The sequence below is a fragment of the Azospirillum terrae genome (genome assembly GCF_053470425.1).
Genome location: NZ_JBPXMR010000006.1, coordinates 81715 through 107039, shown reverse-complemented (window position 1 = coordinate 107039; position 25325 = coordinate 81715). Strand labels below are relative to the sequence as shown.

Annotated in this window: 31 protein-coding genes; 8 read left to right on the top strand and 23 right to left on the bottom strand. The window is 69.0% G+C overall.

The features are described from left to right. Positions 1–14 precede the first annotated feature (14 nt). Entirely contained in the window at positions 15–2579 is a 2565-nt protein-coding gene (locus ACSVDD_RS17120; RefSeq protein WP_448190585.1) for a TIGR02302 family protein, read from the bottom strand. A gap of 56 nt (positions 2580–2635) precedes the next feature. Beyond that, positions 2636–3055 (bottom strand): bacteriohemerythrin, encoded by a 420-nt coding sequence (locus ACSVDD_RS17115; protein WP_448190584.1) that lies wholly within the window; start codon positions 3053–3055, stop codon positions 2636–2638. Positions 3056–3132: 77 nt separating this feature from the next. Between ACSVDD_RS17115 and ACSVDD_RS17110 the strand changes: the two genes are divergently transcribed. Together ACSVDD_RS17110 and ACSVDD_RS17105 are read left to right on the top strand one after the other, a co-directional pair. Next, positions 3133–3621, top strand: coding sequence for a putative toxin-antitoxin system toxin component, PIN family (locus tag ACSVDD_RS17110; RefSeq protein WP_448190583.1), 489 nt, complete (start codon positions 3133–3135; stop codon positions 3619–3621). After that, positions 3618–3893, top strand: coding sequence for a toxin-antitoxin system HicB family antitoxin (locus tag ACSVDD_RS17105; RefSeq protein WP_448190582.1), 276 nt, complete (start codon positions 3618–3620; stop codon positions 3891–3893). The genes ACSVDD_RS17110 and ACSVDD_RS17105 overlap by 4 nt, the downstream gene beginning before the upstream one ends. Positions 3894–3896: 3 nt before the next feature. Here ACSVDD_RS17105 and lysA read toward each other — a convergent pair whose 3' ends face one another. From lysA to argH, 3 genes are read right to left on the bottom strand one after another with little or no spacing between them, the layout of a single operon-like run. Further along, positions 3897–5162 (bottom strand): diaminopimelate decarboxylase, encoded by a 1266-nt coding sequence (gene lysA, locus ACSVDD_RS17100; RefSeq protein ID WP_448190581.1) that lies wholly within the window; start codon positions 5160–5162, stop codon positions 3897–3899. Next, positions 5159–5368, bottom strand: coding sequence for a hypothetical protein (locus ACSVDD_RS17095; protein ID WP_448190580.1), 210 nt, complete (start codon positions 5366–5368; stop codon positions 5159–5161). The genes lysA and ACSVDD_RS17095 overlap by 4 nt, the downstream gene beginning before the upstream one ends. Then, entirely contained in the window at positions 5365–6777 is a 1413-nt protein-coding gene (gene argH, locus ACSVDD_RS17090) for an argininosuccinate lyase (RefSeq protein ID WP_448190579.1), read from the bottom strand. Before argH ends, ACSVDD_RS17095 begins: the two co-directional genes overlap by 4 nt. 39 nt (positions 6778–6816) lie before the next feature. On the opposite strand from argH, the gene ACSVDD_RS17085 reads away from it, so the two are divergent. Further along, positions 6817–7449 carry a TlpA family protein disulfide reductase gene (locus tag ACSVDD_RS17085; RefSeq protein WP_448190578.1) on the top strand — a complete coding sequence of 211 codons (633 nt, stop codon included), beginning with the start codon at positions 6817–6819 and terminating at the stop codon, positions 7447–7449. A 7-nt stretch (positions 7450–7456) separates the two neighbouring features. On the opposite strand, the gene ACSVDD_RS17080 is transcribed toward ACSVDD_RS17085, so the two are convergent. Both ACSVDD_RS17080 and ACSVDD_RS17075 read right to left on the bottom strand, forming a co-directional pair. Beyond that, on the bottom strand, positions 7457–7810 hold the full coding sequence (locus ACSVDD_RS17080) for a type II toxin-antitoxin system PemK/MazF family toxin (protein ID WP_448190577.1): 354 nt from the start codon (positions 7808–7810) through the stop codon (positions 7457–7459). 2 nt (positions 7811–7812) lie between these two features. After that, a complete protein-coding gene (locus ACSVDD_RS17075) occupies positions 7813–8052 on the bottom strand; it encodes a YlcI/YnfO family protein (protein WP_448190576.1) in 240 nt (79 codons plus the stop codon). A 253-nt stretch (positions 8053–8305) separates the two neighbouring features. On the opposite strand from ACSVDD_RS17075, the gene ACSVDD_RS17070 reads away from it, so the two are divergent. Beyond that, the gene (locus ACSVDD_RS17070; protein WP_448190575.1) at positions 8306–8554 is read left to right on the top strand and encodes a hypothetical protein; all 249 of its coding nucleotides are present in this window, start codon (positions 8306–8308) and stop codon (positions 8552–8554) included. A gap of 48 nt (positions 8555–8602) precedes the next feature. On the opposite strand, the gene ACSVDD_RS17065 is transcribed toward ACSVDD_RS17070, so the two are convergent. The 7 genes from ACSVDD_RS17065 to ACSVDD_RS17035 form a co-directional block, all read right to left on the bottom strand. Beyond that, complete coding sequence (locus ACSVDD_RS17065; RefSeq protein WP_448190574.1) at positions 8603–9709, bottom strand: TRAP transporter substrate-binding protein; 1107 nt, start codon at positions 9707–9709, stop codon at positions 8603–8605. Positions 9710–9833: 124 nt separating this feature from the next. Continuing rightward, positions 9834–10403, bottom strand: a complete 570-nt coding sequence (locus tag ACSVDD_RS17060) for a DUF4142 domain-containing protein (RefSeq protein ID WP_448190573.1) — start codon at positions 10401–10403, stop codon at positions 9834–9836. Positions 10404–10520: 117 nt separating this feature from the next. Beyond that, complete coding sequence (locus ACSVDD_RS17055) at positions 10521–11399, bottom strand: 3-hydroxybutyryl-CoA dehydrogenase (protein ID WP_448190572.1); 879 nt, start codon at positions 11397–11399, stop codon at positions 10521–10523. Between the two features lie 47 nt (positions 11400–11446). Then, complete coding sequence (locus tag ACSVDD_RS17050) at positions 11447–12385, bottom strand: electron transfer flavoprotein subunit alpha/FixB family protein (RefSeq protein ID WP_448190571.1); 939 nt, start codon at positions 12383–12385, stop codon at positions 11447–11449. Between the two features lies 1 nt (position 12386). Next, positions 12387–13136, bottom strand: a complete 750-nt coding sequence (locus ACSVDD_RS17045; RefSeq protein ID WP_448190570.1) for an electron transfer flavoprotein subunit beta/FixA family protein — start codon at positions 13134–13136, stop codon at positions 12387–12389. Positions 13137–13294: 158 nt separating this feature from the next. Further along, positions 13295–13864 carry a cob(I)yrinic acid a,c-diamide adenosyltransferase gene (locus ACSVDD_RS17040; RefSeq protein ID WP_448190569.1) on the bottom strand — a complete coding sequence of 190 codons (570 nt, stop codon included), beginning with the start codon at positions 13862–13864 and terminating at the stop codon, positions 13295–13297. Between the two features lie 2 nt (positions 13865–13866). Then, positions 13867–14064 (bottom strand): twin transmembrane helix small protein, encoded by a 198-nt coding sequence (locus ACSVDD_RS17035; RefSeq protein ID WP_448190568.1) that lies wholly within the window; start codon positions 14062–14064, stop codon positions 13867–13869. 160 nt (positions 14065–14224) lie between these two features. Between ACSVDD_RS17035 and ACSVDD_RS17030 the strand changes: the two genes are divergently transcribed. Continuing rightward, entirely contained in the window at positions 14225–15643 is a 1419-nt protein-coding gene (locus ACSVDD_RS17030; protein WP_448190567.1) for a GH1 family beta-glucosidase, read from the top strand. 4 nt (positions 15644–15647) lie between these two features. Here the strand turns inward: ACSVDD_RS17030 and ACSVDD_RS17025 are convergent, their stop codons facing one another. Further along, entirely contained in the window at positions 15648–16238 is a 591-nt protein-coding gene (locus ACSVDD_RS17025; protein WP_448190566.1) for an NAD(P)H-dependent oxidoreductase, read from the bottom strand. Between the two features lie 103 nt (positions 16239–16341). Between ACSVDD_RS17025 and ACSVDD_RS17020 the strand changes: the two genes are divergently transcribed. Next, positions 16342–16743, top strand: a complete 402-nt coding sequence (locus tag ACSVDD_RS17020) for a hypothetical protein (RefSeq protein WP_448190565.1) — start codon at positions 16342–16344, stop codon at positions 16741–16743. Positions 16744–16750: 7 nt separating this feature from the next. On the opposite strand, the gene ACSVDD_RS17015 is transcribed toward ACSVDD_RS17020, so the two are convergent. After that, positions 16751–17005: a hypothetical protein gene (locus ACSVDD_RS17015; RefSeq protein ID WP_448190564.1), complete on the bottom strand. Its 255-nt coding sequence runs from the start codon at positions 17003–17005 to the stop codon at positions 16751–16753. A 212-nt stretch (positions 17006–17217) separates the two neighbouring features. Between ACSVDD_RS17015 and ACSVDD_RS17010 the strand changes: the two genes are divergently transcribed. Next, on the top strand, positions 17218–18084 hold the full coding sequence (locus ACSVDD_RS17010) for a peptidoglycan-binding domain-containing protein (RefSeq protein ID WP_448190563.1): 867 nt from the start codon (positions 17218–17220) through the stop codon (positions 18082–18084). On the opposite strand, the gene ACSVDD_RS17005 is transcribed toward ACSVDD_RS17010, so the two are convergent. The 7 genes from ACSVDD_RS17005 to efp all read right to left on the bottom strand — a co-directional run bounded on the left by ACSVDD_RS17005 (position 18085) and on the right by efp (position 24067). Further along, positions 18085–18324 carry a DUF1178 family protein gene (locus ACSVDD_RS17005; RefSeq protein ID WP_448190562.1) on the bottom strand — a complete coding sequence of 80 codons (240 nt, stop codon included), beginning with the start codon at positions 18322–18324 and terminating at the stop codon, positions 18085–18087. It abuts the gene before it with no gap. A gap of 74 nt (positions 18325–18398) precedes the next feature. Then, positions 18399–19103: an endonuclease III domain-containing protein gene (locus ACSVDD_RS17000; RefSeq protein WP_448190561.1), complete on the bottom strand. Its 705-nt coding sequence runs from the start codon at positions 19101–19103 to the stop codon at positions 18399–18401. Between the two features lie 47 nt (positions 19104–19150). Next, positions 19151–20428 carry a peptidoglycan -binding protein gene (locus ACSVDD_RS16995; RefSeq protein ID WP_448190560.1) on the bottom strand — a complete coding sequence of 426 codons (1278 nt, stop codon included), beginning with the start codon at positions 20426–20428 and terminating at the stop codon, positions 19151–19153. A 3-nt stretch (positions 20429–20431) separates the two neighbouring features. Further along, the gene (locus tag ACSVDD_RS16990; RefSeq protein WP_448190559.1) at positions 20432–21592 is read right to left on the bottom strand and encodes a flagellar motor protein MotA; all 1161 of its coding nucleotides are present in this window, start codon (positions 21590–21592) and stop codon (positions 20432–20434) included. A gap of 55 nt (positions 21593–21647) precedes the next feature. Next, on the bottom strand, positions 21648–22493 hold the full coding sequence (locus ACSVDD_RS16985; protein ID WP_448190558.1) for an OmpA family protein: 846 nt from the start codon (positions 22491–22493) through the stop codon (positions 21648–21650). 160 nt (positions 22494–22653) lie between these two features. Further along, positions 22654–23490 carry an inositol monophosphatase family protein gene (locus tag ACSVDD_RS16980; protein ID WP_448190557.1) on the bottom strand — a complete coding sequence of 279 codons (837 nt, stop codon included), beginning with the start codon at positions 23488–23490 and terminating at the stop codon, positions 22654–22656. A gap of 10 nt (positions 23491–23500) precedes the next feature. Beyond that, a complete protein-coding gene (gene efp, locus ACSVDD_RS16975; protein ID WP_448190556.1) occupies positions 23501–24067 on the bottom strand; it encodes an elongation factor P in 567 nt (188 codons plus the stop codon). Between the two features lie 202 nt (positions 24068–24269). Here efp and epmA point away from each other — a divergent pair, with 202 nt between their 5' ends. Beyond that, positions 24270–25319: an EF-P lysine aminoacylase EpmA gene (gene epmA / locus ACSVDD_RS16970; protein WP_448190555.1), complete on the top strand. Its 1050-nt coding sequence runs from the start codon at positions 24270–24272 to the stop codon at positions 25317–25319. Positions 25320–25325: the final 6 nt, after the last annotated feature.

The window sequence follows — 25325 nt, the reverse complement described above, 5'->3', positions numbered from 1 at the left end:
GGCGCGCGTGACGATCAGAACTGCCGCAACAGACGGTCGATGTACTCGCGCTCGAACTGCGGGCGGATGTACTGCTGGGAGCGGCGGCGCAGCTCGTCGAGGATCTCGCGCGAGCGTTGCAGATCGGCCTTTTCGGGGATCTTCGTGCCGTCCTGGCCCATGCTGTAGCCGCCCTCGCGGCCACGGTTCAGCGGGTCGCGGTTGCGGCCCGTGCGGCCCTGTTGCTGCTGGCCGCCGGGCTGCATCCCCTGCTGCATCCCCATCATCTGCTGCATGAGCTGCTCGGCGTAGCTCTGCAACCCCTGCTGCAACTCGTCCATCGCCTGCCCCTGCGACGGCAGCGCCGCGTCCGGCTGGCCCTGTTGCAGCGACTGGCCGGCGTCGCGCATGGCGCGCTCGGCACGGCCCAGCGGGCGGGGGATGTCGCCGTTCATCTCGCCCATGCGGCGCATCAGCTCACCCAACTGGCGGCGCAGCGCTTCCTGCTGCTCGCCCTGGCGCTGCATGGTCGGGCTGCCCCCCTGTCCCTGACCTTGCCCCTGCTGGCCCTGGCCCCGCTGCTGGCCGCGGCCGCGCGGGCTCTGCTGGCCGCCGGGCTGCTGCATGCCCTGCTGCCCCTGTTGGCCTTGCTGGCCCTGCTGCGACTGCTGGAAGGTCTGGTCCATGAGCTGCTGCTGCTGCTGCGACAGCTCCTGCAACTGGCGCATCATTTCCCAGGCCTGCTGGTTCTGACCCTGCTGGCCCTGCTGCGCCATGGTGCCGGCGCGCAGGTTCTCCAGCATCTGCTGAAGTTGCGAAAGCATCTGCCGGGCGGCGTCGCGCGAGCCGGTCTCCGCCATCTGCCGCATCTGCTCCATCATCTGCTGGAGATCCTCGCGGTCCATCATGCGGTTGGCCATCTCGGGCGGGATCTCGGGGATCTGCTCGCCGCGCTCCAGCGCCTGGCGCAGGTTCTGCTCCATCGCCTCGAAGAACTTGTCCATGGCCTGTTGCAGCTCGTCCATGAGCCGCTTCATCTCCTCGTCCGGGGCGTTGCGGTCCAGCGCCTCGGCCAGCCGGCGCTCGGCCTCGCGCAGGTCGCGCTCGGCCAGCGACAGGCCGCCGTCCTCGATGCGCAGCGCGGTTTCCCACAGCAGGCTTTGGATCTCCGGCACCGCGTCGTTGGTCTGGTCGAGCATCAGGCGGGCCAGCGCCGTGCGCAGCGCCATGAAGACGACGATGTCGTGGCCGTAGCTGCCCGGCCGGGAGGAGATCTCGGCCAGCGCCCGCGCCGCGTCGGTGTGGGCCTCGGGGTGCAGGGTGAGTTTCTTGCGCTCCTCGATGATGGCGCGGGCGACGGGGTGGGTGAACTGCCGCTCCGGCAGCACCATGGGGAAGTCCTCGCTGTGCCCGGTCTGGCCGGCGCCGTCCGTGGCGGTCAGCTGGATGGTCACCGGCAGGCCGGCCCAGGGGTGCGCCGTCAGGTCGTGGAAGCCGGCGTTGCGCGCCTCCTTCGGCCGCACGCCGGGCAGCGCCAGCGGCAGCTCGATGGGCGTGCGGTCGAGCGTCGGCGCGGCGTCCGGCGGGGCGGCGAGGCGCACCGTGGCGTTGGCGCCGGTCACGCCGTAGTCGTCGCGGGCAAGGTATTCCAGGCGCAGCGCGCCGCGCTCGCTCTTGGACGGCGGGGCGGGGTAGGCGATGGTCGGCGGCAGGTCGGGCACCACCGTGATCGGCCAGGACCCGAGCGTGTGGCTGCCCTGGGCGATGGTGATGCGGGTGCCGGATTCGATGGGGCGCTGGATCTGGAAGGTCGAGGCATCCACCGCGTCGAACGCGGCCGAGGTGCTGCCGATCTCCAGCGTGGGCGCGCCGTGACCGCCGTTGACGCGGGCCAGCGCCATGCTGCCTTTGGGCACCGTCACCGGAGCCTTGTCGGATGCGGGGGCGGTCTTCAGGAAGACCGGCGGCAGGCCGGTGTACTCCGGCGGGGTGATCCACAGATCGAGCGTCGCGGCGGCGGTGGCAGGTCCGCTCTCCAGATGGGGCGATAGCGCGGCGGCAAGGCGCGGGCGCCAGTCGCCCCAGGCGGCGATGCCGGCGACGATCAGCAGCAGCGCCACCAGGATGCGCAACGCGTGCGGATCGCGGGCGATGACGTTGGGGTGGGGCAGGGCGACGCGCAGCCGGCGCACGCTGGCGCGCATGCGTTCCTGGTGCAGCTCCCACAGCGCCTGGGCGGTGGCGTCGCCGCCGGCCACCCGGTCGCGCAGCACGTGCAGCGGGCGGTGGGGCAGGCCGGTGTCGCGCTCCAGCCGGCGCCGGGCGGCGTCCTCGTCGGGCACCGTGAAGCCGCGGAAACCGCGCCACAGCGAGATCGCAAAGGCGGCCAGCAGCAGGGCCAGCACGGCGGTGTGCAGCCAGCCGGGCAGCAGCGGCAGCAGGTTGGACAGCGCCAGCGCCAGGAAAGCGCCGGCCAGCGCCACCGGCACCCACAGCGCTGGCCACAGCCGTTCCCACAGCAGGGCGGCGCGCGCCTGGGTCAGGCGGAACGCCGGCTCCGGCCCACGGGCGCGCCTTTTCGGGGTCTCTGCGTCGGTCATGCCGCACTCCGCTGCCGTCGACACCGGCCGGAGGCTGTCGGCATGGCCGGGTCTCGTCAGGATATAGTCTGTCCGCCGGCGGTTTCCGCCGGAAGGTCGGCCAGCCACTCACCGAACCACTTGTCCATGACCAAAATATGGCCGCACAGCCAGACGGCCACGTAGCCGTGCAGGAAATGGATGTCCTCGTCGGACGGCTCCGGCCCGGCGGCCGTGGAGCGCACGTACCCGGCGAAGGCGTCGTGCATGCGCTTGTGCTTTTCGTAATCGGGGTAGTTGACCCGCCGCATCAGCCCTTCCTCGCGCCGGAAGTGCGTCTCCGAATAGTCGACGAGGTCGCCGAGAAAGCGCCCGACCTGCGCCCGGCTGTCGCCGGTGTTCACGGCGTCGCTGAAGCGGTTGTACAGCGCGAACAGGCGCTGGTGGTCCCCGTCCACCGGGTCGAGCCCGATGGCGTAGGCGATGTCCCAGTCCATGCGCGCGGCTCCCCCGATGGTGGTGCGCCGATTATGCACGAATCGCCGGGTTTGGCAGCCGGAGATTGTTCGGGGCGGTGGGCAAGATCGCGGGCATGCGTGTTGATATTGCCTGCGCTATCGAGCATGCTGGATTCATGCGAACAGTGCTCGACACGAACGTCTTTGTTGCTGCGTTGCGCTCGCAGTCGGGCGCGGCGCGGGTGGTGGTTCAGGCTGCCCTGCAACGCCGTGTTGCGCTGTTGGCCTCCCCCGCCGTGTTTCTCGAATACGAAGAGGTTTTGAAGCGACCCGAGCATTTGGCAGCCAGCGGGTTGGACATCGAGCGGATCGACCGCTTTCTGGCGGGTCTCGCTGTTGTGGTCGTTCCGGTCGACCTATCTTTTGCTTGGCGGCCGCAACTGAGCGATCCAGCGGACGAGATGTTTCTCGAAACGGCCATCAACGGCCGTGCAGACTTCATCGTCACATTCAACGGCCGGGATTTTCTGCCGGCGGCGACGCGGTTCGGCATCGCCGTTGCCGGCCCGGCGGCTCTGCTGCCGTATCTGGAGGAGACGCGATGAGGCGGAACAACTTTGCCCTGCGCCTGATGCCGTCGCTGATGGCCGAGCTTCGCAAGGCTGCGGCGGAAGACGGTGTCGCCATCAATCAGTACATCAACGTTGCGGTCGCCGAAAAACTGGCCACCCGGCGGACCGCCGAGGCGTTCTTCGCCGAGCGCGCACGGGGCGGTGACCCGCAGGACGCGCTCGACATTCTGCATTCGGCCGGGCGTGCCGCCGGGCCGGAGCCCGACGGAAGCTATGATCTTACCCTTCCCAGGAAGGCCAGTTGACGCCTACCTCCCCAGCCACTCCGGCATGCGGTCGAGGCTCAGCAGGTCCTCGATGGTCGGGCGGGGGCGGATCACGGCGAAGGAGTCGCCGCTGACCAGCACCTCGGGCGCCAGCGGGCGGGTGTTGTAGGTCGACGCCATCACCGCGCCATACGCCCCGGCCGAGCAGAAGGCGACCAGATCGTCGGCCTGCAAGGGCGGCAGCGGGCGTTGCAGCGCGAAGGTGTCGCCGCTCTCGCACACCGGGCCGACCACGTCGACGGTCACCGGCTTGACGGTCGGCGCCGGCTCCATCACCGGCTTGATGGCGTGGTAGGCGTCGTACAGCGACGGGCGGATCAGGTCGTTCATGGCTGCATCGACGATCAGGAACCGCCGTGCCAGCCCGTGCTTCAGGTAGACCACCTTGGAGACCAGGATGCCGGCGTTGCCGACCAGCGCGCGGCCGGGCTCCAGCGTCACGTGGCAGCCGAGGTTGCCGGTGATCGACCGCACCATGGCGGCGTAGTCGTTCAGCTCCGGCGGCGTCTCGTCGCGGTAGCGGATGCCGATGCCGCCGCCCAGATCCAGGCGCTGGATGTCGATGCCGTCGGCGCGCAACGCGTGCAGCAGCTCCACCACCCGCTCGAAGGCGGCGCGGAACGGGGCGAGGTCGGTCAGCTGGGAGCCGATGTGCACGGCGATGCCCAGCGGCTTGATGCCGGGAAGCGCCGCCGCCTTGGCGTAGATTTCGCGGGCGTGGTCCCAGTCGATGCCGAACTTGTTCTCTTTCTTGCCGGTGGCGATCTTGGCGTGCGTCTTGGCGTCCACGTCCGGGTTGACGCGGATGGCGATGGGCGCCTCGACGCCCAGGGACGCCGCGACCTCGCTCAGCGCCTCCAGCTCCGGCACCGACTCGACGTTCAGCTGGTAGATGCCGGCCTCCAGCGCCGCACGCATCTCCGAGCGCGTCTTGCCGACGCCGGAGAAGACGATGCGGTTCGCCGGCACGCCGGCGGCCAGCGCGCGGCGCATCTCGCCCTCCGACACCACGTCGGCGCCGGCGCCCTGCTGGGCCAGCGTGCGCACCACGGCGAGATTCGAGTTGGCCTTCAGTGCGTAGCAGACGCCGGCGTCCTGCCCCTCGAACGCACCGGCGTAGGCGCGGTAGTTGGCGACCAGCGCTTCGGTCGAATAGCAGTAGAACGGCGTGCCGACCTCGGCCGCGATCTTCGGCAGCGCAACGCCCTCGGCGTGCAGCATGCCGCCCTTGTAGACGAACGGGTTCATGGGAACTTCACCCCCGGCGACGGCTGACCCGGCTTCGGGTCGAGGTTGGGGTTCGGGTAAGTCTGCGGGAACGGAGGCCCGCCTTCGCCGGCCGGGGAATCCACCGTCTTCGGCTTCTTGCCGCAACCGCTCAGCGCCAGCGCCAGGGCGACGGCCAGCGCGCCCACCGCCAGCCCGACCGTGCGGGTGTGGTTGGGGGGCCTCACAGGAAGCGCTCCCGAGCCGCGGCGACGGCCTCGCGCACGCGGGTGGGCGCGGTGCCGCCGAAGCTCAGGCGGCTGGCGACGGACGCTTCGACGGTGAGCACCTGGAACACCTCGCTGGTGATGTGCGGCTCGATGGACTGCATGTCGTCCAGCGACAGCTCGGCCAGTTTGACGCCCTTGTCCTCGGCCAGCTTGACGGCGCGGCCGGTGACGTGGTGCGCCTCGCGGAACGGCATGCCCAGCACCCGCACCAGCCAGTCGGCCAGATCGGTAGCGGTGAGGAAGCCGCGCTCGGCCGCCTCGCGCATCGCCTCGGGCTTCGGGGTCATGTCGCGCACCATGCCCTCCATGGCGGCGACGCAGAGCGCCAGGGTGTCGTCGGTCTCGAAGACCGGCACCTTGTCCTCCTGCATGTCCTTGGAATAGGCCAGCGGCAGGCCCTTCATCACCATCAGCAGGCCGTTCAGGGCGCCCACCACGCGGCCGGCCTTGGCGCGCACCAACTCGGCGGCGTCGGGGTTCTTCTTCTGCGGCATGATGGACGAGCCGGTGGTGAAGGCGTCCGACAGCCGGATGAAGCGGAACTGGTCGGAGCACCACAGCACGATCTCCTCCGCGAAGCGGGTGAGGTGCACGGCGCAGATCGAGGCGGCGGCGAGGTATTCCAGCGCGAAGTCGCGGTCGGACACGCCGTCCAGCGAGTTGGCGGTCGGGCGGTCGAAGCCCAGGTCCTTCGCCGTGGCGTGCCGGTCGAGCGGGAAGGGCGTGCCGGCCAGCGCCGCCGAGCCCAGCGGGCACTCGTTCAGCCGGGCGCGGGCGTCGCGGAAGCGGCCGCGGTCACGGCCGAGCATCTCCACATAGGCCAGCAGATGGTGGCCGAAGGTCACCGGCTGGGCGGCCTGGAGATGGGTGAAGCCGGGCATCACCGTGTCAGTGTGCTTTTCCGCGAGGTCGATCAGCGCCGCCTGGAGGGCGGTGAGGCCGGCGTCCATGCGGTCCATGGCGTCGCGCACCCACAGCTTGAAGTCGGTCGCCACTTGGTCGTTGCGCGAGCGGCCGGTGTGCAGGCGCTTCGCGGGCTCGCCGACCAGTTCGGCCAGCCGCGCCTCGACGTTCATGTGGATATCCTCAAGCTCCGTCTTGAAGACGAAGGAGCCGGAGTCGATCTCTTGCTTCACCCGGTCGAGGCCGGCGCGGATCGCGTCGGCGTCGGCCTGCGTGATGATGCCTTGGCGAGCCAGCATGGCGGCGTGCGCCTTCGAGCCAGCGATGTCCTGGTCGGCAAGGCGCTTGTCGAAATCGATGGAGACGTTGATCTTCTCCATGATCGCGGCCGGACCGCGGGCGAAACGTCCGCCCCACATCTGGCTGGCGGCGGGAGCGGAGGTCTTGGGGCTGTCGGCGGTCATGGGTAGGATTGTTCGGCTGATGATGCGAGGACGGTAGTTATGCGGACTTTCGTGGCGGTCGCAATCTTTTGTGTGGTCCTCGGTGTCGCGGCCTGGGCAGGGCTGGGCCGCGCCGGGGTGAAGGCGCCGGATATCATCGTCCTCGGCGCAGAGCCGAAAGCCGCCCCGGCGGCCGGAATCGACCGCTTCAAAGGCAACGAGGCCAAGCCGATCAAGCCTTTCGCCTTCGTGGACGGGGTGGGCCGCAAGACCGAGCTGTCGGACTTCGCCGGGCGCGTGGTGCTGCTCAACCTGTGGGCGACGTGGTGCGTGCCGTGCGTCAAGGAGATGCCGTCGCTCGACCGCTTGCAGGCGGCGCTGGGCGGGCGCGACTTCCAGGTGGTGGCGCTGTCGGTGGACCGCGGCGGGCGCGACACGGTGGAACCGTTCCTGAAGAAGCTCGGCATCCAGAATCTGGAGGTCTACCTGGACCAGCCGAACGCGTCGATGAGCGCCCTGGGGCCGCGCGGGTTGCCGACGACTCTGCTGGTCGGCCCGGACGGCCAGGAACTGGGCCGCGTCGAGGGCGGCGTCGAATGGGACTCGCCGGAGGTCGTCGCCTTCCTGCGCAAGCAGATCGGCGGGCGGAGTGGGCCGGCGCGGGACAGCGGGATGGTGAAGACGGGCGGGTGAGGGGGGCTTACTCCAACCCGATGGTGATGGCGATCCGCTGGCGGATTTCCTCAAGTTGCCGGACGGTGATTCGTGAGTTGGTGCCCTGGATGCGGTTCTTTGACGTCGATGTCACGTGATGGGCGAGCGCGTACGACTGTTTTGTGCAGCCGTTCTCAGGTGTCGGCTCTATCTTGACGACAAGATCCTCGATGGCGATTTGCGGGTCGTCCGTCAAGGGAACCAGGACAAGGTTTGGATACGCAGGATCGAACAAGTCGCTGTCTTCGACGACCACCGCCGGCCGGATCTTGTTTGGTTCCTTCGGCAGAGCATCGCGCCAATCGACGATAACGATTTGTCCCGCCTTGAAGCTCTTCACGCCTAGGTCTCCGAGTTGGGGGTTCCCCAATCCTCGTAGAACGAGCGTGCTTCGGGGGATGCGGCGACATAGGCGCCAACGGCGCGGCTCTGTTCGCGGATGCGTTCGCGCCGGACGCGCCGGGCTTCCATCACAGCCAGTTCGCGCAAGTAGGTCGACAGGCCGACGCCGCGTTGCCGCGCTGCGGACTCAAGCGTTGCCTGGACATCGTCGTCAAGACGGACGGAAACGGGAGCGCCCATGTCTCACCTCCTGCTCAGCAAAGGTAACACGACGATGTAGTGCGCTCAAGTATGCGGTGGCGGTGGCTTTCGTCCTTGGTCCAGAACGGGCACTCCGTACCTGCGGCGTCGAGTCCCGTGGACTTTTCGGTCGAACGGACATTCAATCGCGAAGGGAATATCATTCAAGCTAAAAACGGCACAGTCGAATTTGCCGTGGCTTGTGCAAGCCAATCTGGCCGCTGCCGTACCGACCTGTGAGGAATACGATAGTATGACCGACATCACCTCGAACCAAAAGATTCACCTGGACGCCATCGAGTATCTGGAAAAGGCGATCATCCATCACCGCAAGGCGGTGAAGTACAAGGCGTGGGACGAGAGCAAGGGCAAGCCGCGGGACAACAACCACGCCGCGCACCATGCCGAGATCGCGCTGGCGAACACGCTGCTCGCTCTGGAAAAGTCCCACGAAGCCGCCAAGATCGAGGCGCACGAGTACGACAAGTCCAACGAAGCGTAAGCCGCGCTTCCCTCCCCCAGCCGCACGCCGGGGGAGGGAATCCGGGCGTCAGCCCTTCTTGCGGCTGCCGGCGACCTGCATGAAGTTGTCGTACGGCAACTCGGCGACGCGGAACCACAGTTCGGTTTCGTCGAGGAAGGGCTTCCAGCTCTCGTAGACCTTCTTGAACTGGGCATTCTTCCCGGAGATGTCGTCGTACAGCTCGTGGGCGTACTTGTGGGCGGCCTCCAGCATCTCGCGCGGGAAGGCGCGCAACTGCACGCCCTTGCCGACGAGGCGGCGCAGCGCTCGCGGGTTCTCGGCGTCATAGCGCGCCAGCATGGCGCCGTTGGCTTCGCCGCAGGCGCTCTCCAGGATGGACTGGTAGGCCTTCGGCAGCTTCTCGAACTCCTGGATGTTGACGTAGAGCGAGACCTGCGGACCGCCCTCCCACCAGCCGGGGTAGTAGTAGTACTTGGCGACCTGATGGAAGCCGAGCTTCTCGTCGTCGTACGGGCCGACGAATTCGGTGGCGTCGATGGTGCCCTTTTCCAGCGCCGGGTAGACGTCGCTGCCGGCGATCTGCGACGGGGTGACGCCCATCTTGGCCATAATCTGGCCGGTGATGCCGGCGATGCGCATCTTCAGGCCCTGGAGGTCGTCCATCGTCTTGACCTCCTTGCGGAACCAGCCGCCCATCTGGGCGCCGGTGTTGCCAGCCTGGAACTGGATGATGTTCTGGGTCTTGAAGAGTTCCCGCATCACCTCGCGGCCGCCGCCGTACTGGAACCAGGCGTTCTGCTGGCGGGCGTTGGGGCCGAAGGGAATCGCCGTGTCGAAGGCGAAGGTCGGGTCCTTGCCGACATAGTAATAGCCGCAGGTGTGGCCGCACTGGACGGTGCCGTTCGAAACCGCGTCCATGACCTGGAGCGGCGGCACGATCTCGCCGGGGGCGAAGACGCGGATCTGGAACTTGCCGTCGGTCGCTTCGGACACGCGGCGCGCGATCAGCTCCGACGTGCCGAACAGGATGTCGGTGCTCTTGGGGAAGCTCGACGCCAGACGCCATTGCACGGCCGGCTGGGTCTGCGCGATGGCCGGGGCGGCGATGGTGGCGACCGTTCCGGCGGCGGCAAGCCCCGCGCCGGTGGCCTTCAGGAGATCCCTGCGCCTCATGTCCCTTCTCCTCCTGCTGTGGTCCGGCCGTTTTTCGGACGGTCGGCCGTGATTATCGGGGCTTGGAGGCTAATCCCGCGGTTTCCGGCCGAGCAACGCCGCGCGGGGCATGGCGGGGTTGCGCTCACTGCGCGCGCTCCGGTTGCTCGGCCGATTGCGGGGCTTGGGTTTGCGGCTGCGCGCGGGCGAGGACGGCAGTCGCCGCTTCGATCATGCTGAGGTGGTCGTTCAGCATGCCGAGCGTCACCTCGGCGTAGTGGTGCAGCCCCTCGTCGCCGTCGTAGGCCGCCTGGGCGTCGAACAGCTTGATGGCGCGGCCGTGCGTTTCCTCCTGGAAGCCCAGGAAATAGCGGTCGAAGGCCGGGCCGGTGAAGGTCTGCATCTCGCCGATCTGCTGGCGCGTCGGCGCGTCCAGGTCGGGGGGCAGGGTGGTGCCGTGCTTCTGCGCGATGGCGCGCAGCCGTTCGTGCGCCGTGGCGTGCTGGTCGGCGATGCGGCGCGCGAGAGCGCGCACGGCCTTGCTGTCGGCCATGTCCTCGGCCAGCTTGCCGGCGTGCATCTCGGTGAGGTTGAGGATCGCCGCTTCGTTCAGGAAGTTGCGCTCGCGCAGGCTGAGGCCGGAGGATTCGGATGATCCGGCAAACGCGGGTGTGGCGCAGGCGAGCGCCAGAAACAGGGCGGCGGGGCGCCACATGGGCGTTTTCTCCTTGTGTGCAGGGCGAACAAGGAGACGGGCGCGTGGTTCCCGAAAACAGCGAACCCGCCCCGGTTGCCCGGAGCGGGTTCGCGTGAAAGCGCCGTACGGCCCGTATCAGCGGGTCGGGACCGGCGGGTTCTTCGAGTAGTCGTAGAAGCCGCGGCCGACCTTGCGGCCGACCCAGCCGGCCTCGACGTACTTCACCAGCAGCGGGCACGGGCGGTACTTCGAGTCGGCGAGACCCTCGTACAGCACCTGCATGACGGCGAGGCAGGTGTCCAGGCCGATGAAGTCGGCCAGCTCCAGCGGGCCCATCGGGTGGTTGGCGCCCAGCTTCAGCGCGGTGTCGATGCTCTGCACGTTGCCCACGCCCTCATACAGCGTGTAGACGGCCTCGTTGATCATCGGCAGCAGGATGCGGTTCACGATGAAGGCCGGGAAATCCTCGGCCACCGCGGCGGACTTGCCGATCTTGACGGTCAGCTCGTTGATCGCCGTGAAGGTCTCCTCGTCCGTGGCGATGCCGCGGATCAGCTCGACCAACTGCATCACCGGCACCGGGTTCATGAAGTGCATGCCCATGAACTTCGACGGCCGGTCGGTGGTGGCGGCCAGACGGGTGATGGAGATCGACGAGGTGTTGGTGGCGATGAGGGCGTCGGCCTTCAGGTTCGGCACCAGCTTCTTGAAGATCTCGCGCTTGACCGCCTCGTTCTCGGTGGCGGCCTCGATCACCAGATCGGCGTCCTTGAACACCGACAGGTCGGTGCCGGTCGAGATGCGGGCCAGCGCGGCGGCCTTGTCGGCCTCGGCCAGCTTACCCTTCTGGACCGCGCGGTCCATGTTCTTGGCGATGCCGGCGACGGACTTCTGGAGAAGTTCCTCGCTGAGGTCCGAGATGATGACGTCGAGGCCCGACTGCGCGCAGACGTGGGCGATGCCGCTGCCCATCTGGCCGGCGCCGATGATACCAATCTTCTTGATCGTGGCCATGGAATGTTCCCGCAGAGTCTAGGGGTTTTTCAGGGTGCCAGTCGGCGCTACTTGCTCAGCTCGGCCGTCAGCTCCGGCACCGCCTTGAAGAGGTCGGCGACGAGACCGTAATCGGCGATCTGGAAGATGGGCGCTTCCTCGTCCTTGTTGATGGCGACGATCACCTTGCTGTCCTTCATGCCGGCGAGGTGCTGGATCGCACCCGAGATGCCGACCGCGACGTACAGCTCGGGCGCCACGATCTTGCCGGTTTGCCCGACCTGGTAGTCGTTCGGCACGAAGCCCGCGTCGACCGCCGCCCGGCTGGCGCCGACGGCGCCGCCCAGCTGGTCGGCCAGGGCTTCCAGCAGCTTGAAGTTGTCGCCCGACTGCATGCCGCGTCCACCGGACACGACGACGCGGGCCGCGGTGAGTTCCGGGCGCTCCGACTTCGTCAGCTCCTGGCTGATGAACTTCGACGTGCCGTTGCCGGCGGCGGCGCCAAGCGACTCCACCGACGCCGAACCGCCTTGCGTCCCCGCGGCCTCGAAGCCGGTGGTGCGGACGGTGATGACCTTGATCGGGTCGGCCGACTGCACGGTGGCGATGGCGTTGCCGGCGTAGATCGGCCGGGTGAAGGTGTCCGCGCTCTCCACCGACAGGATGTCGGAGATCTGCGCCACGTCCAGCAGCGCCGCGACGCGCGGCAGGACGTTCTTGCCGACCGAGGTGGCGGGCGCCAGCACGTGGCTGTAGCCGCCCTTGGCGGCGTCGGCGACGAGCGGGGCCAGGGCTTCGGGAAGCTGATGCTCCAGCTCCGCCGATTCGGCCAGCAGCACCTTGGCGACGCCGGCGATCTTGGCGGCGGCGTCGGCCACCGCCTGGGCGCCCTTGCCGGCGACCAGGACGTGGATGTCGGAGCCGAGTTTGGAAGCGGCGGCCACGGTGTTCAGCGTGGCGGGCTTCAGGCGGGCGTTGTCGTGCTCCGCGATGACGAGGACGGCCATATCAGATCACCCGCGCTTCGTTCTTGAGCTTGTCCACCAGGGCGGCCACGTCGGCCACCTTGATGCCGGCCTTGCGCTTCGGCGGCTCGGCCACCTTCAGCGTCTTCAGCCGCGGCGTCACGTCCACGCCGAGATCGGCGGGCGTGGTGGTGTCCAGCGGCTTCTTCTTGGCCTTCATGATGTTCGGCAACGAGGCATAGCGCGGCTCGTTGAGGCGCAGGTCGGCGGTGACCACCGCCGGCAGCTTGAGCTCGACGGTCTCCAGACCGCCGTCGACCTCACGCGTGACCGTCAGCACGCCCTCGCCGGGAACCACCTTCGAGGCGAAGGTGCCCTGCGGCCAGCCGAGCAGCGCGGCCAGCATCTGGCCGGTCTGGTTGCAGTCGTCGTCGATGGCCTGCTTGCCGAGCAGCACCAGCTGCGGCTGCTCCTTGTCGACCAGCGCCTTCAGCGCCTTGGCGACCGCCAGGGGCTGCAACTCGGCGTCGGTCTGCACCAGGATGGCGCGGTCCGCCCCCATGGCCAGGGCCGTGCGCAGCGTCTCCTGCGCGGCCGTCGGGCCGAGCGAGACGACGACCACCTCGGTGGCCTTGCCACCTTCCTTCAGGCGAACCGCTTCTTCGACGGCAATCTCGTCGAAGGGGTTCATCGACATCTTGACGTTGGCGGTCTCCACACCCGAGCCGTCCGCCTTGACGCGGATCTTCACGTTGTAGTCGACCACCCGCTTCACCGGGACGAGGATTTTCATGTCCGACCCTTGATCTATACGGATCCGTACGGACCCCAAAAAACGGGCAGCTTTCGCAGTGCGGCGAACGATAGGGGCTGTTGATAGGGCTGTCAACGCCGCCTATGCCATAGGCAATACCGGGTTCGATTGTTTGTTTGCGTTCGAACGCCGGGCGCTCAGCGGTTGGCGCCGGGCACCCACAGAACGTCCGAAGCTCCGTTGCCGTTCAATCGGCGGCTGAGCACAAAAAGATGGTCAGACAAACGGTTGGCGTAGCGGATTGCTGCCGGAGTGACCGAATCGTGCAGGGCGAGTTCGGTCATCAGCCGCTCGGCGCGGCGGACCACGGTGCGGGCGAGGTGCAGGTGCGCCGCCGCCGGCGAACCGCCCGGCAGGATGAACGAGGTGAGCGGCTGGAGGTCTTCGTTCATCGAGTCGATCTCGCGTTCCAGCCGATCTACCTGCGAATCCTGGATGCGCAGCGGCGGGTATTTGGGCTCGGCCTGCTCGGGCGTGCAGAGGTCGGCGCCGAGGTCGAACAGGTCGTTCTGGATGCGCGCCAGCATGGAGTCGGCTTCCGCATCGCCCTGGGTGTGCAGGCGGGCGAGGCCAAGCACCGCGTTGGCCTCGTCCACCGTGCCGTAGGCGGCGACGCGCAGATCGTGCTTGGGCACGCGCTCGCCGTTGCCGAGCGAAGTCTCGCCCCGGTCGCCGCCGCGGGTGTAGATGCGCGTCAGGTGGACCATGGTCAGGACGCCTGCGTGATGATGGCGAGGATGAACAGCACGATGGCAAGGCCCTGCAAGCCGACGCGCAGGCGCATCAGGCGGTTGGAGTAGCGGCGGTTGGCCTCGCCGCCGCGTGCCATGAAGAACACGCCGGCCAGCAGCGACGCCAGCAGCGCCAGCATCGCAATGGCCATGAGGATGAGGAAGAAACCGCTCATGCACCGGATATAGCGTGGCCGTGCCGCCGCCACCAGTGCGGAAGGCGCGTTCCCTTCCCGGCGCGATGGCCCGGCGCGATGGCGGATGCCGCCCGCGCGGGGATGACGATTTCCGAAGCGCTGTTGCATAGTGCTGGCGGTGGAACGGGGAGGCGAGGCGATGCGGCGACGGACGTTTCTGAAGGCAGCGGCGGCGGGCGCGCTGGGCGCGCGGCTCGGGGCCGGCCCGGCGCAGGCGGCTGCCGAGGCGGTGCGATTCCCGGACGGCTTCCTGTGGGGCTGCTCGACCTCCGCGTACCAGATCGAGGGGGCGGCTGATGTGGACGGGCGCGGCCCGAGCGTGTGGGACCGCTTCAGCCGCACGCCCGGCAAGGTGCTGAACGGCGACACCGGCGACGTCGCCTGCGATCACTATCACCGCTGGCCGGAGGATGTGGACCTGATGGCGCGCGCCGGCATGCGCGCCTACCGCTTCTCGGTGGCGTGGCCGCGCGTGCTGCCGGGTGGCACCGGGGCGGCCAACGCGGCGGGGCTGGACTTCTACGACCGGCTGGTGGACGGGCTGCTCGGCCGGGGCATCGAGCCGTGGCCGTGCCTGTACCATTGGGACCTGCCGCAGGCCTTGCAGGACAAGGGCGGCTGGACCAACCGGGCGATCGCCGGCTGGTTCGCGGACTATGCGCAGGTGGTTGCCGGGCGACTCGGCGACCGGGTGAAGAACTGGGTGATGCTGAACGAGCCCTCGGTGGTCGCCATCTTCGGGCACGGCATGGGGACCCACGCGCCGGGGCTGACCGGGCGGGCCAATTGCGTGGCGGCGCTGCACCACCAGAATCTGGCGCAGGGCGCGGCGCTCCAGGCGTTGCGCGCGGCGGGGCGGGGCTGGAAGCTCGGCACCGTGCTCAGCCTCCAGCCGGTGCACCCGGTCGGCGGGCTGGAGGCCAACCGGCCGGCGGCGGCGCTGTGGGACGCGGTGTGGAACCGCTCCGGCCTCGACCCGCTGTTCCTCGGGCGTTACCCGGAGCTGCTGGCGCGGGACTTCGAGCCGCTGGTCAAGCCGGGCGACCTGGAGGCGATCCGCCAGCCCGTCGATTTCCTGGGCATCAACTATTACAGCCGGATGCACCAGCAGGCGGACCCCGGCGGGCTGTTCGGCACCGGCTTCGGCCCGCCGCCCGAGGGCGTAAAGCTTACCGGCATGGGCTGGCCGGTCGAGCCGGATGGATTGGTCGAGCAACTGCTGGACCTGCGCGACCGCTACGGCAACCCGCCCGTCTACGTCACCGAGAACGGCGCCGACTACTACGACTGGGTCGGGCCGGAGGGCAAGGCGGAGGACGGCGAGCGCATCTTCTTCATCCGCGACCATCTGCTGGCCGGGCACGAGGCGGTGCGCCGGGGGGCGAACCTGAAGGGCTGGTTCGCGTGGACGCTGCTGGACAATTTCGAATGGGCGGACGGCTACAGCCGGCATTTCGGCTTGGTCCAGGTGGACCGGCAGACCATGAAGCGCACGCCCAAGGCCAGCTATCACTGGTACGCCGACGCCATCCGGAGGAATGGGGTGGTGCAGGTGTAGGCGGTTAGAACGCCCGCATCTCGGCCTCGACTCTGGCGAGGTGCTGCGCGCGTTTCTCGGCGGTGGCCCGGTCCATGTCGTAGAGCGCCATGTAGGTCACCCGCGCCTGCGGCGCGCAGGCGCCGAGCAGGCCGGACTTGAGGATGCGCCGCGCCGGGTTGCGCATGTACAGCTCGGCCAGCCACCAGGGCGAGCCGAAGCTGGTCAGCACCGCGACCTTGCGCAGATCCTTCAGCAACGGCTCGATCCGTCCGCCGGCACGGTCGTGGCGGAAGGCGACGCCCGGCGCCCACACCCGGTCGAACCAGCCCTTGAGGATCGCCGGCGTGTCGAACCACCAGTGCGGGTAGGTCAGCACCAGCCCCTGCGAGGCCCGCAGCCGGCCGGCCAGCGGCTGAACCGCCGTGGTGTCGTAGTCCGGGTCGAAATAGGCGCCGCGCTCGGCGGCGGTCAGCGCCGGCTCGAACCCCTCGGCGTACAGGTCGGTTTCGGTCACGTCGTGTCCGGCGGTGCGCAGAGCGTCCACCGCCGTGCGGTGCACGGACGCGGCAAAGCTGTCGGGAAGCGGGTGGGCGAGGACCGCCTGAACGCGCACGGGGCTAACTCCGGTATCGGGCCGGTATCGGGGACCGCGGGACGATAACATGCGTCGCGGTTCCGCGCGTGCTAGAGTGCGGCCCTCGTCCAAAGGTTCGATCATGCCGCCCAACCTGCCGCCGCAACCCACCCGCTTCGCCATTCAGAAGGCGCGCGGCAAGGGCTGGAAGACGCTCGAAGTGGGCGAGGAACTGGCGCAGGCCGAGGCGCGCTTCGACCTGATGGTCAAGGTGAACCCCAGGGCGTATTTCCGGCTGATCCAGCTCGACTACAACCCCGAGGCCGCTTACGAGGGGATGGAGTTCAATTGGACGCTCATCCACCTCTACGACCCGACCGCGGACGGCAAAAGCCGGCCGGTCAAGGCGAAGGCCAAGCGACCTGGGGTGAAACGGCGCAAGGAGAGGGTGCCGCTGCCGCTGCGCTTCTATGTGGCGGTGGTGCTGGTGGGCGTGCTGGTCGGCGGGCTGGTCTATCTGCGCTACGGCTTGCCGGGGCGGTGAGCGGGTATCAGTCCGGCTCGTAGCCCTTGCGGCGCATGCAGGTGCCGAAGATCTCCTTGCGGTAGGCGAACTGCGGGGTTTCCGGCGAGGGCCGCAAGGGGTAGCCGCGCAGGCGCATGGTGGTGTCCACCTGATCCGTGCACTCGTCGAAGGCGATCTGGCCGACCTCGGCGTTGGCCGTCCACTCCCGGTAGCCCGGCTTGCTGCACGCGCCCAGCAGGAGTACGCTCGCCAGCATCACCGCTACGCCTGTCCGAGTCATCGCTCAGCCTCCGTCCGCTGGGTCCGGCCACGAAAATACCACAAATTTTATCTATCGTCCATGGACGGGCGGCATCGTGACGCGGAAGCCACGCTGTTCGACGCAGTGCGAATCGGGACCGGCGTGTCCGCATTTTCTCGCCCGAAAAATCGCGGGGATCTGCTAGCTAAACGGTTCACGGCATAGCTTTGGCACGGTCTGGAGGTTTGGAAATGGCTGGCGATTTCCGGCGGTCGCACCCGCAAGTCGTGCTGGCGCTGCTCGCGGGGCTGGCGGCTGGTGCCCTGTCGGCGGAGCCGGCGCTGGCGCAGCAGCCCTCGGCGGCCGACATCCAGTGGGCGCAGACAATCCTCAAGGAAAAGAACTACGACATCGGCGGCCGCCCCAACGGCCAGCTGACGCCGCAGACCAAGTCCGCGCTGTCCCGGTACCAGAAGGACCACGGCCTGCCGGCGACCGGCAACCTCGACCAGGGCACCGTCGCCAAGATGATGGGTGAGAACGCGGCCAAGCCGCAGGCCACCATGGGCAACCTCGCCCAGCAGAAGATCGGCGGCGGCGGTCCCGGCCAGGCGCCGCGCACCCCGCCCAAGGAGGTGGTGCCGCGCGCCGCGCAGCGCGGCGGCGACGTGGACAACATCGGCGGCGGCGAGGTGACGCTGGGGCCGGTGGTGCGCGGCGCGCCCAGCGAGGTCCCCATGCCCAGCAGCCGTTCGACCGCGCCGTCGGTGGCGCAGGGGGGCACGCACGCGGACGCTCCGGGTGTGCCGCAGGCGGCGCCGCGCGCCGCCGTCACCGCCGCCACGGCGGACGGCAAGGAAGTGCCGGTGACGGCGCTGTCCAAGGACGAGGACGGTTTCACGCCGCCGGGCTGGCTGCGCTATGTGGTGATGGGGGTGCTGGCCGGAACCCTGGGCTTCATCGGCCTGGGCTGGTGGCGCAGCGGCCGGCCGTCCAGCGCCCCGCCGGTGCGCGACGAGCCGCGCGAGGTGCGCCGCGAGCCCAGCTTCGCCGCACGGCGCGACGAGCTGACCACCGGTCCGCTGCCGCGCCTGTCGGGCGAGCGCCGCGGGCGCTGATCACATCATCGATTGCGCCATGGGGCACATGCTGTTGCCGCAACCCACCGGGTTGCAGGGGTGCGGCGGCTGGGCCGCCTGGGTCTTGCCGACGCGCGGGGCCATGATGGCCTTGGCGACCTCGTGCCCGCCGCAGGACGGGCAGGCCAGCGTGGAGCGCTGGGCGTCGTAGTCGGCCATGTTCTCGAACCACTGGTCGAACTCGTGGCCGCAGCCGCAGCGGAGCGCATAGAGAATCATCGCGTCGTAACCTCAGGTGCAGGAAAGACCGTATTCGGCGTGTATGTACCCGATTCGGCCGCCCTGCGCCACGCTCAACGACAGTCGGTCACGCCGACCTGCCGGCACATGGACAGCAGGGCACAGGTCGAGCATTTCGGCCGCTCGCCGGTGCAGATCCATTTGCCGAACGGCACCAAGCGCTCGTTGATCTTGATCCAGTAGCCTTGCGGCAGCGTCCGCTCCAGCGCCGCCATGGTGCGCTCCGGCGTGGTGGCGGCGACGTATCCCCAGCGGTTGGTCACCCGGTGCACGTGAACGTCCACCGCCACGGCCGGCTTCCCATAGCCGACGGCCAGGGTCAGCGCGGCGATCTTCGGCCCGACGCCGCGGAACGCCGTCAGCCCCTCCAACGTGTCCGGCACCTGCCCGCCGTGCTCCCCGGCGATGCGGCGGGACAGCTCGATCAGGTCGCGCGCTTTTGGTTCAGGGAAGGTGGCGCCGGCCAGCAGACCGGTCAGGGTGGTCTCGTCCAGCGCCGCCACCTGCTCGGGTGTGCAGGCGACGGCGAACAGGCGCTTGCAGACGGCGAGCGTCGTCTCGTCGCGGGTGCGGGCGGAGATCAGGCTGCCGACCAGTTGCTCGAACGGCGAAGCGTAGCCCTGGTCGCGCAAGTCGAACATGGCGGCCTTCGGGTATCCGGCGACGGCTTGGCGCAGGCGGCGGAACGCCTCGTCGATGTCGAAGGGTTCTTTCGCTCGGCGCGGGGCCGGGGTGCTGCGCGTGGCGGGAGCGGGCATGCGCGTGTCCTCCTCGCGCATGCAACAGTCCGCAACGGCGTATGGCGTTACCGCTGGTCGAACTTGATCTCGATGCGGCGGTTGCGGGCCAGGGCCTCTTCGCTGGTGCCCTGGTCGAGCGGCTGCCATTCGCCGAAGCCGGCGGCGACCAGACGCTCCGCCGGGATGCCCTGCTCGATGAGGAATTTCACCACTGCGATGGCGCGCGCCGCCGACAGCTCCCAGTTGGAGGCGAAGGTGCGGGTGATCGGGCGTATGTCGGTGTGGCCGTCCACGCGCAGCACCCAGTTGATGTCCGGCGGGATCGATTTGCCCAGCTCCAGCAGGGTGTGCGCCAGATCGGCCATGCGCTTCTTGCCGGCGTCCTGCAACTCGGCCGAGCCGGAGGGGAACAGCACGTCGGACTGGAAGACGAAGCGGTCGCCGACGATGCGGATGTCCTGCCGGGTGCCCAGCGCCTCGCGCATGCGCCCGAAGAACTCCGAGCGGTAGCGCGCCAGCTCCTGCACCTTGCTGGCGAGCGCCTGATTGAGCCGGGAGCCCAGATCGGCGATCTGCACCTGCTGCTCCGCCGATTTCTTCTCGGAGAGGTTCAGCGCCTCGCCGATGCGGGCGAGCTGGTCGCGCAACGCGGCGATCTGCCTGGACAGCGTGTCGATCTGCTGGTCGCGCTGGCCGATGTCCTTCTGCGCCTGCGTGGCCTTGTCGCCGGTCTCGGCAAGCTGTCTGGTCAGCGCGCCGATCTGCTGGTCGCGGAGCGCGATCTCCTTCTGCGCCAGCATGGTCTTGTCGCCGGCCTCGGCGAGCTTAGTTTCCAGTTCCTTCGAGCGGTCGCGCGCCGTGCCGAGTTGTGCCAACAGCGCCCGGCGCTGCTCGTCGGACAGGCGCAGCGCCGCCGCGCGCTCGGCCACCTCGCCCTCCAGGCGCTGGCGCATCTCGCGCAGCGCCTTGATGTCGTTCTGCAGCGACGCCGCCTCGCGCGCATTGGCGTCGCGTTCGTCCTTGAGCTGGCTTGCCGTCGCGCTCAGGTCTTCGCGCGCGGTGACGGAGGCCTGCAACTGGTCGGACATCTGCGCGATGTTGACGCGCAAGTCGGCGTTGGCGTCGCGCTCCATGGACAGCAGGTCGTTCATCTCGGCGACCTTGCGGCTCAGGCTCTGGAGCTGCTCGTCGCGGCCGGTGAGCGCGGTCGCCAGATAGAACTGCGCGACGACGAAGATCATCAGCAGGAAGATGACGACCATCACCAGCGACGACAGCGCATCGACCCAGCCGGGCCACGCGTTCAATTCCCGATTGCTGCCGCGCCGACTGAAGCTGGCCATGTGTTAACGCCCCTCGGCGCGTTCCGCTTCGTCGGCCAGCGCCGCGATGGTGCGGGTGAGGATCTTGATTTCGTTGCGGATCTCGCCCACCGCCTGGGTGCGGCCGTTGGCGGTCTCCTCCAGCAGACGGGCGAGGTAGAGGTCCATGTTGCGCAGGTGCGCCCGCGACGACTCGTCCAGCCCGCCGGCCGTGGCGTCGGCCAACCGGCCGAGCACCTGCTTCATCTCCATCTGGCTCTCGGTGAGCTTCAGCAGCAGCGCCTGCTCGGCGCGCATCTGGTCGGTCAGCGTGCTCAGCCGTTCGGTCAGCGCCATCAGGTTGGCGTTGGATGTGCGGCGGCTCTCCTCGCCGGTGGCGACGATGCGGTGCAGCCCGTCCAGGTTCTCGGCGGTCTGTTCGAGCAACGCCTGCACATAGACGGGGATCGACTGGTCGCCGCCTTCCAGATTGCCGGCGCCGGTCGACAGGCGCGTGGCGCTGGACAGCCAGTCCTCGACGTCCTGGAAGAAGCGGTGCTGTGCCTGCGTCGCCTGCAACTCCAGGAAACCCAGCACCAGCGAGCCGGCGAGGCCGAACAGGGAGCAGCTGAACGCCGTGCCCATGCCGGTCAGCGGCGCCTCCAGCCCTTGCTGGAGGCTGGTGAACATGGTGGCGACGTCGCCGCCGGTGACGCTCAGGTTGCCGATCACCGACCCCACCGAGCGCACGGTGTGCAGCAGCCCCCAGAAGGTGCCGAGCAGCCCCAGGAAGATCAGCAGGCTGATGAGATAGCGCGACAGCTCGCGCGATTCGTCGAGCCGCGCCGAGAGGCCGTCCAGCACCGTGCGCATGGACATGGCCGACAGCATCAGCCGGCCGCGCTTCTCGCCCAGCATGCGCGCCAGCGGGCCGAGCAGCACCGGTTCGGGGGCGGCCTCCATGGCGCCGGGGCGGTCGTGCTGGTGCTGCTGGTAGCTGTGCAGCCACGCGACCTCCGGCCGCAGGATCAGCACTTGGCGGAAGATGAAGACGATGCCCGTCAGCAGCGCCGTCATGATCAGCCCGTTCAGCGCCGGATTGGTCATGAAGGCGCTCTGCAACGCCGGAAACAGCAGCCCGACCACGGCCACCACGGCGACGAGGAAGAGGATCATCCGGGTCAGGAAGCGCTCCGGGCGCGTCATCGGAACCAACTCCTCCGGTTTGCGGGCGATTTGCGGGCGGCGGCGCTCGCCCCGGTCAGTTCATGAACTCCACGTCGATGCGATCGGGCGGCCCATCGGTCGCGCCGGCGCCCAGCGCGCGGATGTCGATGCGGGTGCTGCGGATGCCGAAGGCGGTCAACCGCTCGCGCAACGCCAGCGCGCGGGCCAGCGACAGCTGGCGCGCCTCGCGCGCCGTCTCCGGCGTGCCGCTGGCGTAGGAGCGCAGTTGCAGGCGCAGGGCTTCGTTGGCGCGCAGGCGCTCGGCCAGTTGGGTGACGGTCGCCTCGGCCGACTCCGGCACGTCGGCGGCGTCGCCCTCGAACACCACGCTCAGCGCGCCGCGCGATGGGGCCGGCGTGGCCGGCGGCGGCAGCGCCGCAGTCTGCGTGGGCGGAGCAGGGGCGGGCTTCGGCTGCGCAGCCACCGCGGGCGGTGGCGCTGCCGGCGGCCCGGCGGACGGGGCAGGGGGCGAAGCCGTGGGAGCCGGGGCCGCGGGGGCCGGAGCCGGAGCGGCGGGCCGGGCCTTGGCCTGCACCGGCGGCGCGCCGGCCGGCGCATTCGGCAGCGGCACCGGATTTCGCTCGGCGATGCTGGGCAGCGGCGGCGGCTCGATGGGCCGTGGCGCCACGAATTGCGGCGGCGCCTTGACGCTCTTCTGCGACGGCAGCTTCGGCGGCGGCGGCACCGGCATCGGCGCGGCGTTTTCCAGCGTCAGCTTGCTGGGTTCCACGGCGGCCTCGGCCGGCTTGGTGACCGTGACCTTGACCGGAGCCGGGACCTGCGCAACAGCCGGCGCCGCAGTCCCCACAAGGGCTGCGGTGACGGCCAGCGCGCGGAGCGGCAGCGGCCACCCCACGCGCGCGTTGCGAACTCGGTTCATGCGACCGGTACACCCTCTGGTGAACAGCGTGGCTTAACCCTTACACGGGTTTCACGCCCCACCATAGCCCATCGATCGGTGTAGCGACAATTCCCGACGCAGGGGGAGAACGGTTCTCCCCCAACGGTGTAGCGTAGGCCCTGGTAGAACGGACGGTCGATCACGCGGGTGCGGTGCCACCGGCGGGGGGCGTCGCCTGCTTGCGCTCGACCCCGCGCAGCAGCGTGGCGAGCGGCAGGTTCAAGTGCGAGTTGGCGGCCAGGATGGTGCCGCCGTACACCGGGTTGCGCCCGCCGCCGATCTCGCCGACGAAGCCGCCGGCCTCGGTGACCAGCAGCACGCCCGCCGCCACGTCCCACGGCGACAGCCCGCGCTCCCAATAGCCGTCGTAGCGGCCCGCCGCCACGTAGGCGAGGTCGAGCGACGCGGCGCCGAAGCGGCGGATGCCCGCCACCTCGGTCATCACCTTCTCGGCCTCGGCGAGGAACTGCTGGTGGCCGGGGCGTCCCTTGAAGGGAATGCCCGTGGCGAGCACCGAATCCTCCAGCTTCCGGCGCGCCGAGACGCGCAGGCGCTGGTGGTTGAGGAAGGCGCCGGCACCCTTCTCCGCCCAGAACATCTGGTCGTGCACCGGCTCGTACACCACGCCGGCAACGATCTCGCCGGCCTTTTCCACCGCGATGGAGATCGCCCAGTGCGGCAGGCCGTGCAGGAAGTTGGTGGTGCCGTCGAGCGGATCGACGATCCAGCGCGTGGTGTCGTCCTTGCCCTTGGAGGTCCCGGACTCCTCCATGAGGAAGCCGTATTCGGGACGGACCTTCTGCAATTCTTCGCGCAGCGTCTTTTCGGCCTTCATGTCGGCGGCCGACACGAAGTCCGCCGGTCCCTTGCGGGAGACCTGGAGCTGCTCGACTTCGCCAAAGTCGCGCACGAGGGCCCGCCCCGCCTTTTCGGCGGCGCGGACCATCACGTTGATGAGGGCGGAACGGGTTGCCATGAGGAGGGGATCAGTCCTTAGCGCGCTCGACGTATTCGCCGGATTGGGTGTCGACGACGACCCGCGTGCCCGCCTCGATGTGCGGCGGCACCAGGATGGAGACGCCGTTCTCCAGCTTGGCCGGCTTGTAGGAGGACGAGGCCGTCTGGCCCTTGACGACCGGGTCGGCCTCGAGGATCTGCAGCGTGACCTTGCCGGGGATCTCGACGCCCAGCGGCGTGCCCTCGTGCGATTCCACGGTGACTTCCATGCCGTCCTGCAGGAAGACGGCCTGATCGCCGATGATCTCGCGCGGGATGGTGACCTGCTCGAAGCTTTCCTTGTCCATGAAGGTGAAGGCGTCGCCGTCGGCGAACAGGAAAGTCATCTCGTGCTGGTCCAGGCGGGCGCGTTCGACCGTCTCCTGGGTGCGGAAGCGTTCGATGATCTTGGTGCCGGAGCGGACGTCCTTGGCTTCGATCTGGATGAAGGCGCCGCCCTTGCCGGGCTGCACGATCTGGGTCTTCTGTACGACGTAGAGCTTGCCGTTTTGCTCCAGCACATGGCCGGCGCGCATCGTGTTGGCGTTGACCTTCATAGGACGATTCCGTGATTTCCAAGAAGCGGGCGGCGCGGAACCTAGCAGCTTGCCGGGCGCGAGGCAACGCCGGGCGGAGTCCTACGCCGGGGGGCTGGGGTGCGCGGGGGTGAAGGTCACACGGGCGAGCCGCGTTTGCGCGGGCTTTCCCGACGTGCGAATGGTTTGCTAAGCAGCGCCGTCGCGCACGAGAGGACCGCCCATGCCCACCACGCTCCCCTTCTGGCACCCCGACGCCTTCGCCCGCCGCCGGCCGCACCTCGCGGTGCGGGGGCGCGTGCTGGGGGCGGTGCGGCGCTTCTTCGAGGAACGCGCCTTCGTCGAGGTGGAGACGCCTTGCCTCCAGGTGTCGCCGGGCATGGAGCCGCACCTGCACGCCTTCGCCACCGAACTGGTCGGCCCGCACCCCGACGACCGGCGCCGGTTGCACCTGCACACCAGCCCCGAGTTCGCCATGAAGAAGCTGCTGGTGGCCGGGCTGCCGCGGCTGTTTCAGATGGCGCGCGTCTTCCGCAACGCTGAGCGCTCGGCCACCCACCACCCCGAGTTCACCATGCTGGAATGGTACCGGGCGGGGGAGGGCTATCAAACGCTGGTGCAGGACTGCGTCGATCTCGTGCGCGCGGCGGCGGAGGCGGCGGGGCGGCGGCGCTTCGCGTTCCGTGGGCTGGAGTGCGATCCGTTCGAGCACTGGCGGGTGCTGACCGTGCAGGACGCCTTCGCGGAGTACGCCGGCATCGATCTGCTGGCGACCTACGACGGCACGCACGAGCCCGACCCGGCGGCGCTGGCGGCAGAGGCCGCGCGCATCGGCATCCGCACGGGCGAGGGCGACCGCTGGGAGGACGTGTTCTTCCGCATCATGTTCGAGCGCATCGAACCGCACCTCGGCGCCGGTGTGCCGTGCGTGCTGACCGACTATCCGGTGTGCATGGCGGCGCTGTCGCGCCCCAAGCCGGAGGATTCGCGGCTGGCCGAGCGCTTCGAGCTGTACGCCTGCGGGCTGGAACTGGCGAACGCCTTCGGCGAACTGACCGACGCGGCGGCGCAGCGCGCCCGCTTCGAGGCGGACATGGACTTGAAGGAGCGCCTGTACGGCGAGCGCTTCCCGGTGGACGAGGATTTCCTGACGGCTCTGGAGCACGGCATGCCGGAGAGCAGCGGCATCGCGCTGGGCTTCGACCGGCTGGTGATGCTGTGCAGCGGGGCGGAGAGCATCGACGAGGTGCTGTGGGCGCCGGTGGCGGGATAGCGCAAA